The 20,004-nt window shown below is 37.4% G+C and carries 15 protein-coding genes and 1 riboswitch; of the genes, 13 read left to right on the top strand and 2 right to left on the bottom strand.

Annotation, left to right across the window (positions count from 1 at the left end; all coding sequences use genetic code 11):
- Positions 1-79 precede the first annotated feature (79 nt).
- The gene (gene leuS / locus VRHSUH10_RS01805) at positions 80-2,548 is read left to right on the top strand and encodes a leucine--tRNA ligase (protein WP_105089219.1); all 2,469 of its coding nucleotides are present in this window, start codon (positions 80-82) and stop codon (positions 2,546-2,548) included.
- 76 nt (positions 2,549-2,624) lie between these two features.
- Positions 2,625-3,104, top strand: coding sequence for a dCMP deaminase family protein (locus tag VRHSUH10_RS01800; protein ID WP_105089218.1), 480 nt, complete (start codon positions 2,625-2,627; stop codon positions 3,102-3,104).
- 174 nt (positions 3,105-3,278) lie between these two features.
- Here VRHSUH10_RS01800 and VRHSUH10_RS01795 read toward each other — a convergent pair whose 3' ends face one another.
- A complete protein-coding gene (locus tag VRHSUH10_RS01795) occupies positions 3,279-4,508 on the bottom strand; it encodes an aminopeptidase (RefSeq protein WP_105089217.1) in 1,230 nt (409 codons plus the stop codon).
- 111 nt (positions 4,509-4,619) lie between these two features.
- On the opposite strand from VRHSUH10_RS01795, the gene VRHSUH10_RS01790 reads away from it, so the two are divergent.
- The 6 genes from VRHSUH10_RS01790 (at position 4,620) to VRHSUH10_RS01765 (ending at position 13,000) form a co-directional block, all read left to right on the top strand.
- Positions 4,620-5,189, top strand: a complete 570-nt coding sequence (locus VRHSUH10_RS01790; protein ID WP_105089216.1) for a helix-hairpin-helix domain-containing protein — start codon at positions 4,620-4,622, stop codon at positions 5,187-5,189.
- Entirely contained in the window at positions 5,146-7,368 is a 2,223-nt protein-coding gene (locus VRHSUH10_RS01785; RefSeq protein ID WP_105089542.1) for a ComEC/Rec2 family competence protein, read from the top strand. Before VRHSUH10_RS01790 ends, VRHSUH10_RS01785 begins: the two co-directional genes overlap by 44 nt.
- Before the next feature lie 11 nt (positions 7,369-7,379).
- The gene (gene holA / locus VRHSUH10_RS01780; protein WP_105089215.1) at positions 7,380-8,357 is read left to right on the top strand and encodes a DNA polymerase III subunit delta; all 978 of its coding nucleotides are present in this window, start codon (positions 7,380-7,382) and stop codon (positions 8,355-8,357) included.
- A gap of 2 nt (positions 8,358-8,359) precedes the next feature.
- Positions 8,360-12,151, top strand: a complete 3,792-nt coding sequence (locus VRHSUH10_RS01775; protein ID WP_105089214.1) for a PolC-type DNA polymerase III — start codon at positions 8,360-8,362, stop codon at positions 12,149-12,151.
- Between the two features lie 124 nt (positions 12,152-12,275).
- On the top strand, positions 12,276-12,485 hold the full coding sequence (locus VRHSUH10_RS01770) for a hypothetical protein (RefSeq protein ID WP_105089213.1): 210 nt from the start codon (positions 12,276-12,278) through the stop codon (positions 12,483-12,485).
- 56 nt (positions 12,486-12,541) lie between these two features.
- Positions 12,542-13,000, top strand: coding sequence for a hypothetical protein (locus VRHSUH10_RS01765; RefSeq protein WP_105089212.1), 459 nt, complete (start codon positions 12,542-12,544; stop codon positions 12,998-13,000).
- 95 nt (positions 13,001-13,095) lie between these two features.
- Here the strand turns inward: VRHSUH10_RS01765 and poxB are convergent, their stop codons facing one another.
- Complete coding sequence (gene poxB / locus VRHSUH10_RS01760; RefSeq protein ID WP_105089211.1) at positions 13,096-14,838, bottom strand: ubiquinone-dependent pyruvate dehydrogenase; 1,743 nt, start codon at positions 14,836-14,838, stop codon at positions 13,096-13,098.
- Between the two features lie 292 nt (positions 14,839-15,130).
- Positions 15,131-15,246: riboswitch (FMN riboswitch) on the top strand.
- 68 nt (positions 15,247-15,314) lie between these two features.
- On the opposite strand from poxB, the gene ribD reads away from it, so the two are divergent.
- The 5 genes from ribD (at position 15,315) to hslO (ending at position 19,993) form a co-directional block, all read left to right on the top strand.
- Positions 15,315-16,529, top strand: coding sequence for a bifunctional diaminohydroxyphosphoribosylaminopyrimidine deaminase/5-amino-6-(5-phosphoribosylamino)uracil reductase RibD (gene ribD / locus VRHSUH10_RS01755; protein ID WP_105089210.1), 1,215 nt, complete (start codon positions 15,315-15,317; stop codon positions 16,527-16,529).
- Entirely contained in the window at positions 16,510-17,166 is a 657-nt protein-coding gene (locus VRHSUH10_RS01750) for a riboflavin synthase (protein WP_105089209.1), read from the top strand. Before ribD ends, VRHSUH10_RS01750 begins: the two co-directional genes overlap by 20 nt.
- A 17-nt stretch (positions 17,167-17,183) precedes the next feature.
- Positions 17,184-18,386 (top strand): bifunctional 3,4-dihydroxy-2-butanone-4-phosphate synthase/GTP cyclohydrolase II, encoded by a 1,203-nt coding sequence (locus tag VRHSUH10_RS01745; protein ID WP_105089208.1) that lies wholly within the window; start codon positions 17,184-17,186, stop codon positions 18,384-18,386.
- A gap of 72 nt (positions 18,387-18,458) precedes the next feature.
- Entirely contained in the window at positions 18,459-18,920 is a 462-nt protein-coding gene (gene ribE / locus VRHSUH10_RS01740) for a 6,7-dimethyl-8-ribityllumazine synthase (protein WP_024066202.1), read from the top strand.
- 194 nt (positions 18,921-19,114) lie between these two features.
- Positions 19,115-19,993: an Hsp33 family molecular chaperone HslO gene (gene hslO / locus VRHSUH10_RS01735; RefSeq protein WP_105089207.1), complete on the top strand. Its 879-nt coding sequence runs from the start codon at positions 19,115-19,117 to the stop codon at positions 19,991-19,993.
- Positions 19,994-20,004: the final 11 nt, after the last annotated feature.

The following is a 20,004-nucleotide window of genomic DNA, read 5'->3' as shown; positions in this document are numbered from 1 at the left end:
TTTCACAGTACGTAGTAAAATAAAAATATTGATTATAAAACGGCAACTTATGAGGTTGACTATATGAGGAGGCCCCTACATGAATGAAAAATATGTAGCCCAAGATATTGAGAAAAAGTGGCAAAAGTACTGGGAAGATAACCATACTTTTAAAACAGAATATGATGAATCTAAAGAAAAATACTATGTATTAGAAATGTTCCCATACCCATCTGGTAACTTACACATGGGTCACGTACGTAACTATTCCATCGGTGACGTAGTAGCTCGTTTCAAAAAAATGAAGGGCTTCAACGTGTTACATCCAATGGGCTGGGACTCCTTTGGTATGCCTGCAGAAAACGCAGCTATCAAACATGGCATTGCCCCTAAAACATGGACACTCGATAATATCGAGAACATGAAATTGCAACAAAAAGCACTTGGTTTATCCTACGACTGGGACCGTGAAGTTGCAACATGTAAAGAAGATTACTATAAGTGGACACAATGGTTCTTCGAACAGTTCTACAAAAAAGGCTTAGCTTATAAAAAAGAAGCTAAAGTAAACTGGTGCGAAACTTGCCATACTGTATTGGCTAACGAACAAGTAATCGATGGTGCTTGTTGGCGCTGTGACAACCCAGTTGAGAAAAAAGACTTGTCTCAATGGTTCTTGCGCATTACAGAATATGCGGATCGCTTGTTAACTGATTTGGACACTCTTGATCACTGGCCACAACGCGTTAAATTGATGCAAAAGAACTGGATTGGCCGTTCTGAAGGTACAGAATTCTCCTTTGAAGTGCCATCCATCAATGAACGCGTATCTGTGTATACTACACGGGTTGATACTATTTATGGCGTAAGCTATGTAGTATTGGCTCCTGAACATCCATATGTGGAACGCCTTATTGAAAATGCGCCTAATAAAGCTGAATTAGAAGCTTTCATTACGCGTATGCGCAATATGAGCGATATTGATCGTACATCTACAGAGGCACCTAAAGAAGGTATGTTCACTGGTTCCTATGCAGTAAACCCAATGTCTGGCGAACAAGTTCCTGTATGGATTGCAAACTATGTATTGGTAGACTATGGTACTGGTGCCGTAATGGGTTCCCCTGCGCATGATGAACGTGACTGGGAATTTGCTCATAAATACGATTTGCCTATTAAACAAGTCGTAGCTCGTGAAGGTGAAGAGTATAGCCTTGATAAATGGCAAGAATGGTACCATGAAGATGGTGTCCTCGTTAATTCTGGTGAATATAACGGCCAAACATCTGAAGAGGCTCGTAAAACTATTACAGCTGCTCTTAATGAACGCGGTATTGGTGAAGGTAAAGTAAACTTCCGCCTTCGTGACTGGTTGATTTCTCGTCAACGTTACTGGGGCGTGCCAATTCCTGTAGTATATTGTGAAAAATGTGGTGAACAACTCGTTCCTGAAGAACAGTTGCCAGTACGCTTGCCAGAGGATGTTAAATTTGAATCTGGTGCTGTATCTCCATTGGCTACATCTGAAAGCTTCTTAAATACTACATGTCCTAAATGTGGTGGTCCTGCACGTCGTGAAACAGACACAATGGACACATTTATCGATTCCTCTTGGTACTTCTTGCGCTATACAGACGCTAAAAACGACCAAGTTCCATTCGATAAAAAAATTGCTAACTACTGGATGAACGTTGACCAATATATCGGCGGTATTGAACATGCTATCTTGCACTTGTTGTACTCCCGATTCTTTGTGAAAGTTATTCATGATTTAGGCCTTATCGAAGCTAACGAACCATTCCGTGGTTTGTTGACACAAGGTATGGTTCTTAAAGAAGGCAGCAAAATGTCTAAATCCAAAGGGAATGTAGTTTCTCCTGAAGAAATTATCAATACTTATGGCGCAGACACTGCACGTTTATTCATTCTATTTGCAGCTCCTGTAGATCGTGACCTTGATTGGTCTGACCAAGGCGTTGAAGGTTCTTACCGTTTCTTAGGTCGTGTATGGCGTATTGTTGATGCATACAACGAAGAAGCTAAGAAAAATGTAACTGGTGAACTTACAAAAGACGAATTTGCATTGCGTCGTGAATTACACCGTGTTATCAAAAAGGTTACAGAAGACCTCGATAATAACTTCAACTTTAACACTGCTATTTCTGCTATCATGGAACTAGTAAATGCTATGTACGCTCATAAGGACAAAGCTGAAACAATCAATAGCGCTTTAGCTAATGAATTGACTCATTCCTTATTACTTCTTTTAGCACCATTTGTTCCTCATATGACAGAAGAGTTGTGGCATGAATTGGGTGAAACTACATCCATCCACACAGAAAAATGGCCTGTATACGAAGAGGCAGCTCTCGTTGTAGATGAAGTAGAAGTAGTATTACAAGTAAATGGTAAAGTTCGTGATAAACTTACTGTTTCCGTAAATATTACAAAAGAAGAATTAGAAACATTGGCTAAAGAGTCTAGTCGTGTTCAAGAGTTTACAGAAGGTAAAAATATTGTAAAAGTTATTTATGTACCTGGTAAACTTGTAAATATCGTAGTTAAATAACGATATTCTATTCATTTAATAATGTAAGCCCCCAACTACATAGGTAGAAGGGGGCTTATTTTACAGTGAGGTAATTATGGCAAAACGTAGCGATTATATTTCCTGGGATGAATACTTCATGGGCGTTGCCATCTTAGCAGCACAACGCTCTAAAGATCCTAATACACAAGTTGGTGCATGTATCGTTAGCAATGATAATAAGATTTTATCCATTGGTTATAATGGCATGCCTTTGAATTGTAGTGATGATGACTTTACTTGGGAACGCGATACAGCAGACGATAATAAATATTTCTATACTGTACATAGTGAACTCAATGCTATTCTGAATTATCGCGGTGGCTCTCTAGAGGGTTCCAAGATTTATGTTACATTATTCCCTTGTAATGAATGTGCTAAGGCAATCATTCAAAGTGGTATTAAGGCCGTTATCTACCGTGATGACCTCTACAAGGATACAAAAGAGGTGAAGGCATCTAAACGTATGCTTAAAACTGCTGGCGTAGAAATCATTCAGTACCAACCAACAGGCCGTACTTTAAATATTACATTGTAATAGAATAAATTTTTACTATTATCAAAAGACCCTATATACAAGCGTATATAGGGTCTGTTTCATATGTAGTTTTCCAATATAAATTGATATCTACTAGAGACGTTAGACTAGACATACAGTTCTTTGCTGTCATCCAATTTATGATTGTTTTGTAGTTATGTTTTGTAGTTATGTTTATACTTGTAAGCGGCCATCAATCATAATATCAACTTCTTGGCCATCACGAGTGTAGCCTTTGATGTTCATACGTTCATGACCAATCATAAAGTCTACATGTGTTAAGGAGTGGTTAAGGCCGCGTTCTTTTAATTCTTCGTCAGATAAACCATCACTATTTTTAAGGCATGTTGGATAAGAGGCACCAATTGCTAGATGGCAGGATGCATTTTCATCAAATAATGTTTCGAAGAAGATTTGATTAGATTGACTAATTGGACTGAAGTGATCAACTAAGGCAACCTCGCCGAGGTAGTGGGAACCTTCATCAGTTTCTACTAATTCTTTCAATACTTCATAACCTTCTTTGGCTGTATATTCAACGATTTTACCTTCTTTAAACGTAAAGGAGAAATCAGAAATAGTATTACCGTGGTAAATTAAAGGTTTTGTACTGTACACAATACCATTAACGCCATTGTATTGTGGAGCAGAGAAAACTTCTTCTGTAGGTATATTAGCATTGAAAATAGTACCATCTTTGGAGGATTCTTCACCACCTAGCCAAATATGACCTTCTGGCAATTCTAATAGGAGGTCAGTACCATTTTCACAAGTATAACGCAATGCCTTTAAGTCTAATTTATTCAATGCTTCACAGCGGTGACGCAATTTTGCCATATGATGACGATACGTATCTTTTGGTTCTACACCTTCAATGCGGCAAAGTTTCAATAATGTATCCCATAATTGGTTAATTTTTTCTTCGTCTGTACCTTTATAGCCTAATAAATCTGCCCAAAGAACTGTTGGTACAGAAGCAACACACCATGTAACAGAAGAGTTCATGATGGCTGTATGATAGAAGGATAACGCTTTATTTAAGTTACGAGATTGTAAGGAAATACGATCTGTTGGAATGCCTTCTAAGGCTTTTGGATTAGCACTGATTAAAGATAAGAAGGCTGCCTTATCATCGATATATTGTTTGTAGAATTCCGGTATCCAGTTAGCAGGTTTTTCTAAAACAGATTCTTTCGCATGTAATAAACGTTGACGGGCAATTGGGGAGCATCTCCAGTTCAGAACAACCTCCTTAGCACCAAGTTCATAAGCTTCTTCAGTAACAATCACTGCAAAGTCTTTGTTTTCTACATCTACAGAAATAACTAATGTTTGGTCTTGCTGCAAGTTTACACCGTATTGTAATAATGTACGGGCATATTTTCTTAATGTATCTTGATTCATAATTTTTCCTTTAATTCGTCATCAATTGTTAAACTCCTGCTAGTGTGACCAATAGAGTCATCGGTAGGAGTTTTGTTTTTCATAGGGAAATCCTTCAGTAGGAGGTGCACTATGAAAGTTAAATTGAAGCCCTATATGATAATTGTATTAATCCTATGTATTTTAGTAGGAATTTATTTCCTATGGCCTATTATAACAGATGAAAGCGATTCTGTCCTAGCTGAAGGGGGTATAGATGGAAATTCTTCTATATCTACTGTAGAACAACAGCCTAATAAACCAATCGCTTATATAACAGGTGCAGTCGCTTCACCTGGTTTATATGAGCTTGAAAGCTCAGCTACTGTAGGTGATATTGTTAAGCTAGCAGGAGGACTATTACCGTATGCAGATGTAGAGTCGGTAAATATGGCTAAGCCAGTTACTGCAGGTGATCATATCCATGTAGTATTTAACTTTCACGGTAATCCTGAAGTGTTATTGCGTGGTAATAAGATAAACATAAACTCTGCCACTGCAAAAGAATTAGACTCTCTGCCAGGTATAGGCCCTGCCATGGCTAAAAGAATTGAGGAATATCGTTCACAAAAAGGCCCCTTTACTTCCGTTGAAGGTATCAAGGGGGTGAAGGGCATTGGTGACGGCGTATTTAAGAAAATTAAAGACAAAATTACAATTTAACAATCAAAATTGTAATGACGAAGGTATGCCACTACATACAAATATTATTGATCGTACAAAAGTGGTGTTAACTCATAGTCAATGGGCACATGTTATATTAGGATCTATCATTATAGGAACAATACTAGGGTATGGAAATTATTTTCCTGTACTCAATCAAATGTACTACATTTTTGCGATAGGGATAGCCATTATAGGTGTCGGTGTTTTTAAAGTCTTACAATCGTCTAATTGGTGGCGATCACTTGGTAAGTTAATAGTTTTAGTGTCCGTTTTTGTAGGACTGTCGTATTATCAAACAGATTTACGGATTATACATTTTAATAGCTATACTTCATATTATTTGCAGCAAGAAGGAGAATATCTTGGTACGGTTGTAACTGCTCCTGAAGGAGTAAATTTGAACGGACAGGAGTATTACAAATATACTATTGATATCCATGGCTTACATCCTTATAAAGATACTGCCAAAAATGATTATATTAATGCACAGGGAAGGTTACAGGTATATTCAAAGGTATCTACTACCAAATATCCCATACGACTGGGGGAATACTCAGTTGTAGAAGGTACACCAAAGTCCTTATTTCTTATCGAAGAGGAAGGTCGTATTAATCTTCGGGGTCGATATATAAGTTCCAATACTCGAGGGCGAATCCATGATGGTGTATATAGAGTTGCCAGTCATAAAGACTTACAAGCATTCCACTATAAAGAAAACTTTTCTGAAAAAATATATTGGAAACTCTTATTTATTTGTGGATCAATACGTGAGTCTATAGATAAAACTATTTCTAATTATCTAGAGGGTCCACAACATGTATTAGCACAATCATTAGCTTTAGGTGGCCATTATAGTGAGCTAGGGGAAGATACAATGAAGGATTTTTCCTATACAGGGCTTATTCATATTCTATCTATATCAGGTTCACATATTGCTCTCTTGTTAGCATTGGTATATGGACTGGGACGACTTATTAAATTAAGAAAACGAACCAGTTTGATTATGGGAATTTTAGTGGCCTGTATGTATTGTGGTGTCGTTGGTGGTGATGCTCCTGTTGTACGGGCAACGATAATGAGCATACTCATGTGTATGGCTTACATAAAAGGTCGATTATATCAAGCTAAGCAAGCATTATGCATATGTGCCATACTATGTTTAGTATATGATCCTTTTTCTATATTTGATGTAAGCTTTCAGCTATCGTTTGGTGCAACCTATGGTTTGCTCATATGGGGAAAAGTATTATATGAACGTATTCAATGGTTACCTAAATGGATTAAAACACCTCTTGTATTATGTGTATCAGCACAGTTGCTCATCTTGCCTCTACAGCTATATTACTTTCATTATATTAGTATTGCTAGTTTGTTAGCAGCTTGTATAGTGGCACCTTTATTAGATTTATCTATCGTTTTAATTTTTATAAGTACTGTTATTAGCTATGTATTGCCGATATCATTTCTATGGTCATTGATAGATGCACTATTACGTATATCCTTATATTTAAATCATGTGTTAGGTCGTAGTGGCAGTTTACTTTGGTTCGGCATGATGAATCCTTATTGTGCTTATATGTATTTGGTTCTATTAGGTTTATTTACGTATTTTTTAACCCATAGAAAAAGGTATACTGTTTATATAGTGTTATGTTTAGTTTTTATGGTCACAACCTTTGGTGCTTCATATTATGTGACACAGTATCATAAGAATGCATTGGTTCACTATATTCCTATGAAGCAGTGTAATGTATTACTTTGTATAGAACCTAATCACGAAGGGGCCTATGTATTAATTGATGCACCGGACCATATTAAAACAACACCTAATGAAAGGCTTATCAATCAAGCTATACGAGCATATGGTGTCAATCCAAAGGTTGTAAAAGTAGACTACTTTCATAGTAACGGATCTGCAAAAACAATATATAAAAATAGTATGAAAGAAATCGATGTATATAATGGACAAAGAGGCGAAAAAAATCTAAAATTAAATGATAAGACTAATACATTATTTATTACGAGTCGTTCTAGTTCAATGAATGAAATTGGCCGAGTATTACCAAATAATATGGTTTTACTTAGCAGCCCTCATGGTGCGCTACGTGATGTGGATCCATCATCAGAACACATGTATATAATGGGATACAGTTATATTAAAGATATGTATCTGTGAAAGGAGGAACTATGGCACATATTCAACTCATTTATGGCGATGAGCCACAATTAATTGAAGAAGAAAAACGTAAATTTTTAAGTGTCTATCCTGACCTTCCAGTAACCGTATTAGATGATGAAGCTGGGCCACAGAAAATAAGTGAAAAGCTATGTGAAGATTCGCTCTTTGGCGATCAAAAGGTATTTTGTTTAGTGAATTTACCTATTATTCGTAAAAGCGGTAAAAATAGCGATGCTTGGGTTCCATTATATGAACTCATTATGGAATATAATGGAGATAATCCCATCCTTTTGATTTATCATGATATGATTGACAAACGCATCAAGCAGAATAAAGAGATTTTAGATAAAATCCCCAATCATCAATGTAAACGCCTTGAAGGGGCAGACCTTGTGATGTGGATACGTCAGTATTGCACTTCTAATGGTTTTAAAATGACACCTGATGCACAGGAATATGTAGCTCATCTCATCGATTTGTGGCAAGATGTACCGGTTTCATTTATGAGAACCGAATTTGACCGTTATTTTTTACAAATAACAGGTGATAAAGTCATTACTAAAGAGTTCCTCGAAGAAAACGGCAGTGACTATGGAGCTAAAAATATTTTCACCTTTAAAGAGGCTCTGTTAAAACGAGATATTGATACATTGCTCGAACTATTTCCGTTTATGTTCGGCTATAAAGAATTAGACCGTGCTATGAGCTATATTGAGGGGCAATTACGTTTACAGTTACTGGTTAGCGAATGCCGTCAAGCGGGTATGTCTGTTCAAGCTATACAAAATTTATGTAAGGATTATGATTCGTCATTTAAACCGTATCCAATTAAGTTGGCTTACGAGGCGAGTCCGAGAATTTCAATTAAGGCGCTACGAGCTTTATTAAAAGGGCTCTATGAGATTATCTTGGATAGCCGTAGCAGCAAGGGCGATATTTGGCGATTTAGAGATTTATGTATTACCTATTGTGGGTATAAAGGATAAAAATGAAAGTACGTTATCGTGTTGTACCAAAACAGAATAAGAAATCATCCTTCTATGTAAACTGTCATAGCCAACATGTGACGATTCAAGCAGCGGATTCAGCCTTTTCCACATTACTTAGTTTGCGTGAAAGATTGTCTGCTTGGTATAAGGAAAAAAATATCTCTTTTGACGATATTCCAACTAATACGGATACTTCCTGTTGCTTTGCTTGGAAGGTAGATACTGAAACTGGGGAAGGTTTAGATACCTATTATTATGGTGGTGGCTGCGGTGCTGGTGAATGGATAGAAGCTGCAGATGCGCAACGTGAGGCTGAAGAGGCTAAAAATCAAGCACCTAGAGGCAAGTCCTTTGCAGGTTATGATCAACAAGATGAATATGATGATGTTGACGAAGATGATTTTGCTCCATTTGTAGAGGCTGTTGAGTTAGGCTATTTCAATAATAGTCCAGTTGTTGTGCCTCGTTCTAATCAAACGGCTGCCGCATCTAGCAGTAGTGATACTGTCGCATCTGTAAGCAGTACACCTAAAGCAAGCAAAGGTTTTGCACCTAAAAGTTCGACAAAATCTACTGGAAAAGGTAGTGAAGGGGATAGCAAATATCCTCGTCGTGCGCCGAAGGATGTTCCTACTGATGAAGGTATGATTTTAGGACCTAAAATTGAAGGAGTTACCTCTAAGATCATGGGCACCTTAGATACACCAAGCGTTATCTTTGAAGGTGTATTTGTAGGCTTAGATAAACGAGATACTAAGACTGGTAAAAGTATCGTTAATGGCAGCATCGTAGATGATACAAATAGCATTAAATTTATTAAGTTTACGAATAGTCCTGAAGAAGGGGATGCATTACTTAAACAGCTAAAAGGCTTACAGCGTGTTAGAGTACAAGGTAGTGTCAGCTTTGATGATCGATTTGATAAGGACTATATCTTATCTATTCGAAGCATCGAGGCTATGGAAACTACGAGTGTAGAGCGTACAGAAAACCGACCAGACTCCCGCGTAGAGCTTCACTTACATACAAAAATGAGTGATAAGGATGCCCTTGTATCTGTTAAAGACCTATTTAAAACAGTAAAAAAATGGGGCCATCCTGCGGTGGCTATTACAGACCATGGCGTAGTACAAGCCTTTCCAGAAGCTCAAGCTCTTGGTAAAGAGTTAGGCGTTAAGGTTATCTACGGTGTAGAGGGTTATCTTATTGAAGATGAGACAGTAACTCGCGATGAAGAGCCTGCAGTAGATAAAAAGAAGAAAAAAGAAAAAGACAAACGTTACCATATTATCTTGTTAGCAAAAAATATGGTAGGTTTACGAAATCTGTACAAGATGATTTCTATATCTCACTTAGAACATTATAAGGTTCGTCCTCGTTTACCTCGTTCTGTTATTGAAGAACATCGTGAAGGTATCATCATTGGTTCTGCTTGTGAAGCTGGTGAGCTTATGCAATCCATTGTTCGCGGCGCTACAAAGGAAGAGTTACTAGAGGTAGCCTCCTTCTACGACTATCTTGAAATTCAACCACATACGAACAATATGTTCTTGGTTCGTAAAGGACTCATGCCTGATGAGCAAGCTCTTATCGATATGAATAAAACCGTTATCGAATTAGGGGAAGCTTTAAATAAACCTGTATGTGCTACTTGTGACGTTCATTATTTAACACCAGAAGAAAAGATATATCGTGAAATCATGTTAACTGCATGTGGCTATCCAGATGCAGATGAACAACCAGATTTGCACTTGCGTACTACAGATGAAATGTTGGCATCCTTCCCTTATTTAAGTGAAGAAAAGGCCTATGAAGTAGTAGTTACTAATACTCGTGCTATTAATGATAGTATCGAAGATATCAAACCAGTTCCAGACGGCACATATTCTCCAAAAATTGAAGGCGCCGATGAAGCTTTCACAGAAATGTGCTATAGAAATGCGAAGGCTATTTATGGTGATCCATTGCCACGTGTTGTACAAGAACGTTTAGACTATGAATTGGACTGTATTATTTCCAATGGTTATGGCGTATTGTATTACATAGCTCATAAACTAGTAAAAAAATCTCTTGATGATGGCTATCTTGTAGGTTCTCGTGGCTCTGTAGGTTCTTCCTTTGCAGCAACCATGTCTGAAATTACAGAGGTAAATCCATTACCGCCACATTATGTTTGCCCTAATTGTAAGCATTCTGAATTCTTTGAAAAGGGCGAATACGCAGGTGGCTTTGACTTACCACGTAAAGATTGTCCAGAGTGTGGTCATGCGTTACAAACTAATGGCCATGATATTCCGTTTGCCATCTTCCTTGGTTTCGAAGGTGATAAGGTTCCAGATATTGACCTTAACTTCTCCGGTGATTACCAAGCAAAGGCACACAAGTATACGGAAGAACTATTTGGACGTGATAATGTATTTAAAGCCGGTACCATCGGTACTATTGCGGATAAAACAGCCTTTGGTTATGTTAAAAAATACGCCGAAATTCGAGATATTCAAGCTCGTAGTGGTTTCTTTGAACATTTGGCAAAAGGCTTTACCAATGTTAAGAATACTACTGGCCAACATCCTGGCGGTATCATGGTATGTCCTCGCGATATGGATGTGCATCACTTTACACCGATACAACATCCTGCAAATAAGAAGGAAAGTGGCGTATTAACAACACACTTTGACTACCACTCTATCGAAGGTCGTATGACTAAGCTTGATATTCTGGGCCATGATGATCCGACTATCATTCGTATGCTAGAGGATTTGACTGGTATAGATGCAAAAACTATACCATTTGATGATCCAAAAACATTGAGTTTATTCTCTTCTACAGAGGGGATTGGTTTAACACCTGAACAATTACAAGGTGACCAAGTAGCCAGCTTGGCTGTGCCAGAATGTGGTACAAAGTTCGTACGGGGCATGCTTGAAGACTCTCGTCCTCAAACATTCTCAGACTTAGTTCGTATTTCTGGTTTCTCTCATGGTACAAACGTATGGCTCGACAATGCACAAGACCTTATTAAAAATGGTACTTGTAAGTTGAATGAAGCCATCTCTACCCGTGACGACGTAATGAACTTCTTAATCCATCGTGGTATGGATAGAAAGCATAGCTTCTTCGTAATGGAAAACGTACGTAAAGGGAAGGGCATTGAAAAGCGAAATAAACAAGGTCAAGCAACGACAGAATTTGAAGCAGAAATGCGTGAAAATAATATTCCTGAATGGTTCATTGAATCTTGTAAAAAGATTTCTTACCTATTCCCACGTGCCCATGCGGTAGCCTATGTAATGATGGCATTCCGCATTGCATGGTTTAAGGTATACCATCCATTGGCATTCTATGCGGCATACTTCTCCATTCGTGCAAAGGCTTTTGACTTACGCATCATGACAGGGGACCTTAAAACTCAAATGACTGAGTTTAATCGTATTAAGGCTCTCGATCGCGCTGCAAGTCCAAAAGATAAAGACCTTATGAGCGCCTTAGAAGTATCTATGGAAATGTATCAACGTGGCTACCGTTTTATTAATGTAGATATTCAACACTCCGAAGCTAGACGCTTTAGCATTAAAGATGGTGCATTATTGCCGCCATTCTTAGCTATTGATTCCTTAGGTGAAACTGTAGCTGATGCTATCGTTGCTGAACGAGAAGAACGTCCGTTTACATCTCTAAAAGACTTACAACGTCGTTGTAAGGTATCTAACACTATCATTGATCTTATGAAAGAACTCAAATGCTGTGGTGAACTACCTGAAGACGAACAAATGTCACTCTTTGGGGCATAATATAATATAAAATATGTATCGCATATAAAGTAAGCACTATACCTGAAAGAGGATATAGTGCTTATTTTTATATATTTTGCTACAATACAATTAATATATCATTGGTGCAAGGGAGTGTTGTGTAATGATGGATAAAAACAAAAATCAAACTGTAGAGATTGAATTTTGGGATATTGAGCATGAGGATATGCCTGAGTTAGAAGAATCAGATATTCCAGGTGTATACTTTAATGAATTCCGTGAATATGTTGATGAAGAAGGGAATGTATTATCTCCATCAGATCTAGATGCAATACGGTATAAAGACGATTACGAGGACGATTATTATAGATAGAAATAATTAGAGTACGATTTTTAAATTGTTATCATATTAAAGTAAGTTGGTGAGGTATGAGAGTTCCAATATATGAAGCTATAGCACACTATAAAAGAAATAAGGAGTTACCTTATACAGAGTATTTTTGCTTAGGCTTTTTTTCTAAATTATCATTAGCCGAAAAGGCTCTAACTGATTCAAAAAATTTAATAGGGTTTTCTGATTTGAATGATGATTCTTTTTCGATAATAACTCATTATTTAAATGATTGTGCTCATATAGGTGAAGATATTAACTATGAAATAGTAAATAACAAAATTTATGGTGTTTGGTATGATTATGATTTAGATACTAATTATACTTCTTCTGGATATATGGGTGTATTTAGCTCTTTAGAATATGCAGAGAAAGCATTAGATTGGTATAAGACTTGGGATATATTTAAGATACATGGATTAGAGTATTTAGGTATAGACCCAATTACACTTAATCTTAGAGGTTGGACTGAAGGTTTTATAACAGTATATGATTAAATTAAGAAAAAAAGAGGTGTCATCATTTGATGACACCTCTTTTTGAAAGTTTTGCAGTTTATTTATTTTGACAGAGTTTGAATATTTGGCAGATTTTAGTATAGAGATTTATATTTCATCCAGTTTGTTTTGGCCATTTCTTTAAGTTCTGTACCACGGCCATCAAGGATTGCATTGATCAAGTATTTACTGAAGCCTTTTGCTTGTTGGTAAGCAATTTTTGGAGGCATAGCAAGTTCTTGTTTATCTACATGAACATTGACGATAACAGGACCATTATGGTTAAGAGCCTCCATAATTTTTTCGTCTACTTCACTAGAATTTTGAATACTTACACCTTTAATACCAGCCGCTTCTGCAAGTTTACCGAAATCTGGATTTACAAAGTCTGTAGCATAGTCTAGGTAACCAGAAGCTTTCATTTCCATAGCGATGAAGCTAAGTTCCTCGTTGTTGAATACAAAGATTTTAACTGGCAAGTTAAGTTGTTTTAATGTTAACATTTCGCCCATCATCATTGTGAAACCACCATCACCGGAGAGGGAAATGACTTGACGGTTTGGACATGCATTTTGAGCTCCAATAGCATGCATCATAGCATTAGCCATGGAGCCATGGTTATAGGAACCTAAGATACGTCGTTTACCATTTGTTTTTAAGTGACGAGCAGTCCAAATAACTGGAGTACCTACGTCAAAGGTAAAGATAGCATCTTCACTTGCTAGCTTATTCAAACGATTAACAAAATATTGTGGATGAATTGCAACACCATCTGGTTCAGCTACTGCATAGCTATCTAAGTCACCTCTAAATTTAGTATATGCTTTACGTACAGTGTCGATAAATTCAGTATCACCGCGTTGGCCTACGAGAGGTAATAATTCTTTCAATGTATCTTTTACAGTACCAATAATACCTTGTGTAAGAGGAACACGACGACCTAATGCACTAGGATCTCTATCAACTTGGATTACTTTTGCATTTTCCGGATAGAATGGACGGTAAGGGAAGTCTGTACCAAGCATAACGAGTGTGTCGCATTGTTCAATAGCACGATAACCAGAGGTATAGCCTAATAGGCCTGTCATACCTACATCATATGGATTATCCCATTCAACCCATTCTTTACCTCTGAACGCATGTACTACAGGAGCTTGTAAGCGTTTTGCTAATTCTACGACCTCATCATGTGCACCTTCACAGCCTGCACCACAGAAGAGGGTAATTCGTTTGCCTGTTTCTAAATGAGCAGCCATTTCTTCGATGTCATCGTGTTGTGGAACGATATGAGGTAAACGAGGTTGGTTCCATACAGGTAACTCGTCGATTTCCATTTCCATAACTGCCACGTCCCCAGGAAGGACGATAACAGCAACATCTTGGTTGCCAATAGCAGCATTCATAGCACGGAATAGAATTTCAGGCATTTGTTTTGGATTAGAAACAAGTTCACAGAAACAAGAACATTCTTTGAATAAGTTTTCTGGATGTGTTTCTTGGAAGTAATTTAAGCCTACTTCAGATTGCGGAATATGAGAGGCAATAGCCAATACTGGAACACGATTGCGATGACAATCAAATAAACCGTTGATCAAGTGTAAATTACCAGGACCAGAACTACCAGCACATACAGTTAATTTATGAGTTAAGGCTGCTTCTGCACCTGCAGCAAAGGCTGCAGTTTCTTCATGTCGAACATGTTCAAAAGCAATCTTACCATTGCGGCGTAGACTATCGTTTACAGAGTTTAAACTATCGCCAGTGATACCATAAATGCGTTTGATGCCCGCATTGGCTAAGACATCTATCAGTACATCAGAAATTCGTTTTTTTGCCATATTATCACCTATATTTAATAAATAATATCAATTAAATATTGTTATAAAACCATATATTATTATATTAGACCTCTTTGTAGTGTAATTATGTGATAAAAGTTACTATTTAATGTATACATAGTTTATATATGTTTATATTGTTATTATAATATATTTTCAATCTAATAAAAATAGAAATATAATAATAGTTATTTTATTCCAGGTTATATATTTAATATCTTTTCTCAATACAAAACTCTTATTGTTGCATAACCCTAATAAAAGTGTTACTATTAATTCATAAAGAAAATAGATGAGTCTTTGGGGACAGGTGAAATTCCTTACCGGCGGTATAGTCCGCGAACCTTATGGGTATGAATCGGTGCAATTCCGATACCGACAGTACAGTCTGGATGAGAAAAGACAAGGCACATTTGTTGTGCGCAATTATGATTACCCAAGGACTATGTATATAGTCCTTTTTTTATTGAGGTGATATGGTGGATGACGTAGCATATATGAAACGCGCCATTGCACTGGCAAAATTGGCCACAGGTCACACTTCTCCAAATCCTTTGGTGGGGGCTGTAGTGGTGAAAGACAATACAATAATCGGTGAAGGTTATCATCACAAAGCTGGTACGGCTCATGCCGAGGTGCATGCACTGAATCAAGCGGGTGAAAATGCTAAAGGTGCCACTCTATATGTGACATTAGAGCCTTGCTCTCATTATGGTAAAACACCACCTTGTGCACTTCGTATCATAGAAGCGGGGATAGCAAAGGTAGTAATTGGCAGTACAGATCCTAATCCACTTGTTGCTGGTAAGGGTATTGAGCATCTTAAAGAAGCGGGGATAGAAGTTGTAGTTCCTGTTTGTAGTGATGAATGTGCTGAGCTAAATGAGCATTTCTTTACGTACATACAGACGGGAAAGCCATTTGTAACTATTAAAAGCGCTATGTCACTTGATGGTAAGATTGCAACGATTACAGGCCAATCCCAATGGATTACTAATGAATCCTCTCGTTGTGATGGACATGTACTACGTGCTACTCATGATGCTATGCTCGTTGGTATTGGTACAATCTTAGCAGATAATCCTCAGTTAAACTGTCGACTCAGTGATGATGAATTAGCAGATGCTATATTGGATAGAAACATTCTTAATGAGCCTATCCCAGTTCATCAACCAGATGTCATTATATTAGACAGTCTTGGTAGAACACCTACCACAAGTCGTGTATTTGAAGTAGATACTCGTAAGGTTCATATATTTGTATCTAAAGGTTGTCCTAAAGAACGGATACAGGCTTTAGAACAAGTAGGTGCTCTTGTAACGGTTGTTGAATCAGTGTCTACTCGTAAAAGTAAAAGTACTGATATCGTCATAGATATTAAGAAATTATCTATTGATGATATTCTTACAAAGTTGGGAGATTTTGGTTATACTTCTGTCTTAGTTGAAGGTGGTTCAGCTATTATCAGCTCTTTTGTAGAGACCATGAACTTTGATAAGGTGGTTACCTATATTGGTAATACTATAATCGGTGGTACAGAGGCTACACCTGCCGTAGGTGGTCGTGGTTTTGAAAGTTTAGACTCTTCGCCACAATTAACCTTTACAAAAACAACTGTATTAGATAATAACATCCGTATTGAAGCGTATCGTCAAGGAAGGAGGGGCGCTTATGTTCACGGGGATCATTGAAGAAATCGGCCGTGTAGAAAGCATTAAAAAAGGCCCTAAATCCTTAGCTATTACAATTCGGGGTAAAAAGATTTTTAGTGATCTGAAAATCGGTGACTCCGTTGCTGTTAATGGTGTGTGCTTGACGGCGACCACAATTGGTAATGGTGTATTTACAGCTGATGTAATGCCTGAATCGATTAAGATGACTACTTTCACTAATTTGAAAGTACATCAACCTGTCAATTTAGAGCGAGCTATGCTTGCTAACGGTAGATTTGGTGGTCACATTGTAGCTGGACATGTAGATGGTACAGGCCGCATCATTAACCGTGAACAAACGGATAATGCCATTATCTTTACCATAGAGGCTCCAAAATCTGTTATGGATTATGTTATCTATAAAGGATCGATTACGATCGATGGTATTAGCCTCACTATTATGCGACGAACGGACAGCAGTTTTTCTGTATCGATCATTCCTCACACCTTGAGCGAAACTATTCTAGGCTCTGCCCATATTGGTACAGAGGTTAATTTAGAAACGGATATCGCTGGTCGATATATTCGTCATTTTATGAATCTTGGTAGTGAACCTACCGAAGAAAAACCTAAGAAATCTATGCAATCCCTCTTAGTAGAGAATGGATTTATATAAAAGTAAGGAGCGTTCCTATGAGCGAACAATTACATTCAATTGAAGAGGTCTTAGAAGACCTTAAAGCTGGTAAACCTGTTATTATCGTTGATGATGAAAGCCGTGAAAACGAAGGCGATCTTATCATCGCTGCAGAGTTTGCTACACAAGAAAATATTAACTTTATGGTTAAATACGCACGTGGTATCGTATGTACACCTATGCGTCGTGAAGCCTTAGAAAAACTTGGCATTCCTGCAATGGTTGCCAAAAATACAGATAACCATGAAACTGCTTTCACCGTTACTGTTGACCATGTAGATACTACAACAGGCGTATCTCCAGCAGAACGTGCTTATACAATTCAAAAATTATTAGATCCTAATGCTAAACCAGAAGACTTCCGTCGTCCTGGTCACGTATTCCCTCTAGTATATAAAGAGGGTGGCGTATTAGTTCGCCAAGGCCATACAGAAGCATCTATCGACCTTTGTCGCTTAGCTGGTTTGCAAGAGGCTGCTGTTATTTGTGAAATCACAAAAGACGATGGCGATATGGCTCGTTTGCCAGATCTATTACAATTTGCTAAAGAACATAATCTTAAAATTGCATCTGTAGCAGAACTTATTGAGTATCGTAAACAACATGAAGATATGGTAGAACTCGGTGCTTGTTCTAAACTACCTACTAAATTTGGTGACTTTAATATTTTTGTATTTAAAAATGATTTAGATCATAAAGAACATTTAGCTATCGTTAAAGGTAATGTACAAAACTGTGACGATGTTCTTGTACGTATTCACTCTGAATGTTTAACAGGCGATGTATTCGGTTCTAAACGTTGTGATTGTGGTGAGCAATTAGATCATGCGTTACGTGCCATCGAAAAAGAAGGCAAAGGCGTTGTAGTATATATGCGCCAAGAAGGCCGTGGCATTGGTTTAACAAATAAAATTAAAGCCTATGCTTTACAAGAGCAAGGTTTAGATACTGTAGAGGCTAATGAACAATTAGGTTTCCCTGCAGATATGCGCGAATATTCCTTAGCAGCTCAAATTATTCGTTTCTTAGGTATTAAGAGTATTCGATTGTTGACAAACAATCCAGAAAAACGTCATGGCTTAGAACATTGGGGGATTGATGTAACTAACCGTGTACCGCTCATTATTGCAGCCAATAAATTTAATGCAGGGTACTTAAAGACAAAAGAAGAAAAAATGGGTCATATGTTAGAAGACTAATCATTTAGTTCTATTTAACAACTTGCTCGACACATAAGAATTTCCTTTATAGGAATATAGGAGGTCAACATAATGAAGGTTCAAGAAGGTAATTTATTAGGTAGTGGTAAAAAATTTGCTATTATCGGTTCTCGTTTTAATGAGTTCATTACGTCCAAATTAATTGGTGGTGCTGAAGATTGCTTATTGCGTCACGATGTAAAAGAAGAGGATATCACTGTTATCTGGGTACCAGGTGCTTATGAAATCCCATTGATTGCTAAAAAAGCTGCTTCATCTGGTCGCTTCGATGCGGTTATCTGTGTTGGTGCTGTTATTCGTGGTGCTACAACTCATTATGACTATGTATGTAATGAAGTAGCTAAAGGTATTGCTCATGTTTCTCTAGAAACAGGTGTTCCTGTTATGTTCGGTGTAGTAACTACAGAAAACATTGAACAAGCTATCGAACGTGCTGGTACTAAAGCTGGCAATAAGGGTTACGACTGTGCTATGGGCGCTATTGAAATGGTTAACCTTATCGATCAATTCTAATAATTACATAGTAAACACTCAGTATCTCATGATACTGGGTGTTTTTATATTATCGAATATATGTTCTTTTAATTTGGAATTAGAGTAGACGAACATATATTCCCTATTATTGAAAAGTAATTCTATGACATGATATACTATATAAGCACTATTAAGTGTGTACGATTTATTAATTAGAAATAAGGAATGATAGAATGGATTATATAAAACGTTTTACGACCCGCGAAGGGGTCCGTATGTCTTTAGCGGTAACAACAGATACTGTTGAAACAGCTCGCGTGCGTCACGATTTGTGGCCTGTAGCAACAGCTGCTTTAGGTCGTGCTATGACTGGGGCTATTTTATTAGCTGGTGATTTTAAAAATCATGAAAATGTAAGTTTGCGTATTAAAGGTGATGGCCCTCTAGGCGTTGTTCATGTAGATGCTTTTGCAGATAATACAGTTCGTGGCTATGTGGATGAGCCACATGTAGATGTACCTTTAAAACGAGCTGGTAAGCTTGATGTAGGTGCTGCTGTTGGACATAATGGTGAAGTACAAGTTACTCGCTTTACTCAACTAGCACAAGATTATACCTCTACAAGTCCAATTCAAAGTGGTGAAGTAGCAGAAGATTTGGCTTATTATTTATATGCTTCTGAACAAGTACCTTCTACTATTAGCTTAGGTGTATTGGTAGACCCAGATTATCATACAGTTGTAGCTGGTGGCTTTATCGTACAAGCTTTACCAGATGCTACAGATGAAGCGTTAGCACAAGTAGAAAAGAATATTAATGAATTAGGCCCAATTACAGAATATTTGAAAGCAAATCCAGATGGTAAAGGCCTTATGGAACGCGTTCTTGATGGCTTAACTGTGAATGAAGTATATAATGAACCGATTCATTTCCAATGTCGTTGCGGTCGCGATCGCTTTGGTGCCGTACTTATGACATTAAGAGAAGAAGATAAAGAGGCTATTCTAGAAGATGAAGTAACAGAGCTTGTTTGTCACTATTGTAATGAAAAATATCATTTCACACGTGAAGAGTTACAAGATATGTTTGCTCCTAAAGGTCCAATTCAATAAAACTTTATAAT

This window comes from Veillonella sp. T11011-6, from assembly GCF_002959755.1.
Lineage (GTDB): Bacteria > Bacillota > Negativicutes > Veillonellales > Veillonellaceae > Veillonella.
The sequence above is the reverse complement of the archived record's forward strand: the minus strand, read 5'-3'. Positions and strand labels throughout refer to the sequence as shown.

Coding starts and splice junctions, on each gene's coding strand:
- VRHSUH10_RS01795 (WP_105089217.1), bottom strand. CDS start 4,508: ATGAATCAAGATACATTAAGAAAATATGCCCGTACATTATTACAATAC.
- VRHSUH10_RS01765 (WP_105089212.1), top strand. CDS start 12,542: ATGAGAGTTCCAATATATGAAGCTATAGCACACTATAAAAGAAATAAG.
- ribD (WP_105089210.1), top strand. CDS start 15,315: ATGGTGGATGACGTAGCATATATGAAACGCGCCATTGCACTGGCAAAA.
- holA (WP_105089215.1), top strand. CDS start 7,380: ATGGCACATATTCAACTCATTTATGGCGATGAGCCACAATTAATTGAA.
- hslO (WP_105089207.1), top strand. CDS start 19,115: ATGGATTATATAAAACGTTTTACGACCCGCGAAGGGGTCCGTATGTCT.
- VRHSUH10_RS01775 (WP_105089214.1), top strand. CDS start 8,360: ATGAAAGTACGTTATCGTGTTGTACCAAAACAGAATAAGAAATCATCC.
- ribE (WP_024066202.1), top strand. CDS start 18,459: ATGAAGGTTCAAGAAGGTAATTTATTAGGTAGTGGTAAAAAATTTGCT.
- VRHSUH10_RS01750 (WP_105089209.1), top strand. CDS start 16,510: ATGTTCACGGGGATCATTGAAGAAATCGGCCGTGTAGAAAGCATTAAA.
- leuS (WP_105089219.1), top strand. CDS start 80: ATGAATGAAAAATATGTAGCCCAAGATATTGAGAAAAAGTGGCAAAAG.
- VRHSUH10_RS01800 (WP_105089218.1), top strand. CDS start 2,625: ATGGCAAAACGTAGCGATTATATTTCCTGGGATGAATACTTCATGGGC.
- VRHSUH10_RS01745 (WP_105089208.1), top strand. CDS start 17,184: ATGAGCGAACAATTACATTCAATTGAAGAGGTCTTAGAAGACCTTAAA.
- VRHSUH10_RS01770 (WP_105089213.1), top strand. CDS start 12,276: ATGATGGATAAAAACAAAAATCAAACTGTAGAGATTGAATTTTGGGAT.
- VRHSUH10_RS01790 (WP_105089216.1), top strand. CDS start 4,620: ATGAAAGTTAAATTGAAGCCCTATATGATAATTGTATTAATCCTATGT.
- poxB (WP_105089211.1), bottom strand. CDS start 14,838: ATGGCAAAAAAACGAATTTCTGATGTACTGATAGATGTCTTAGCCAAT.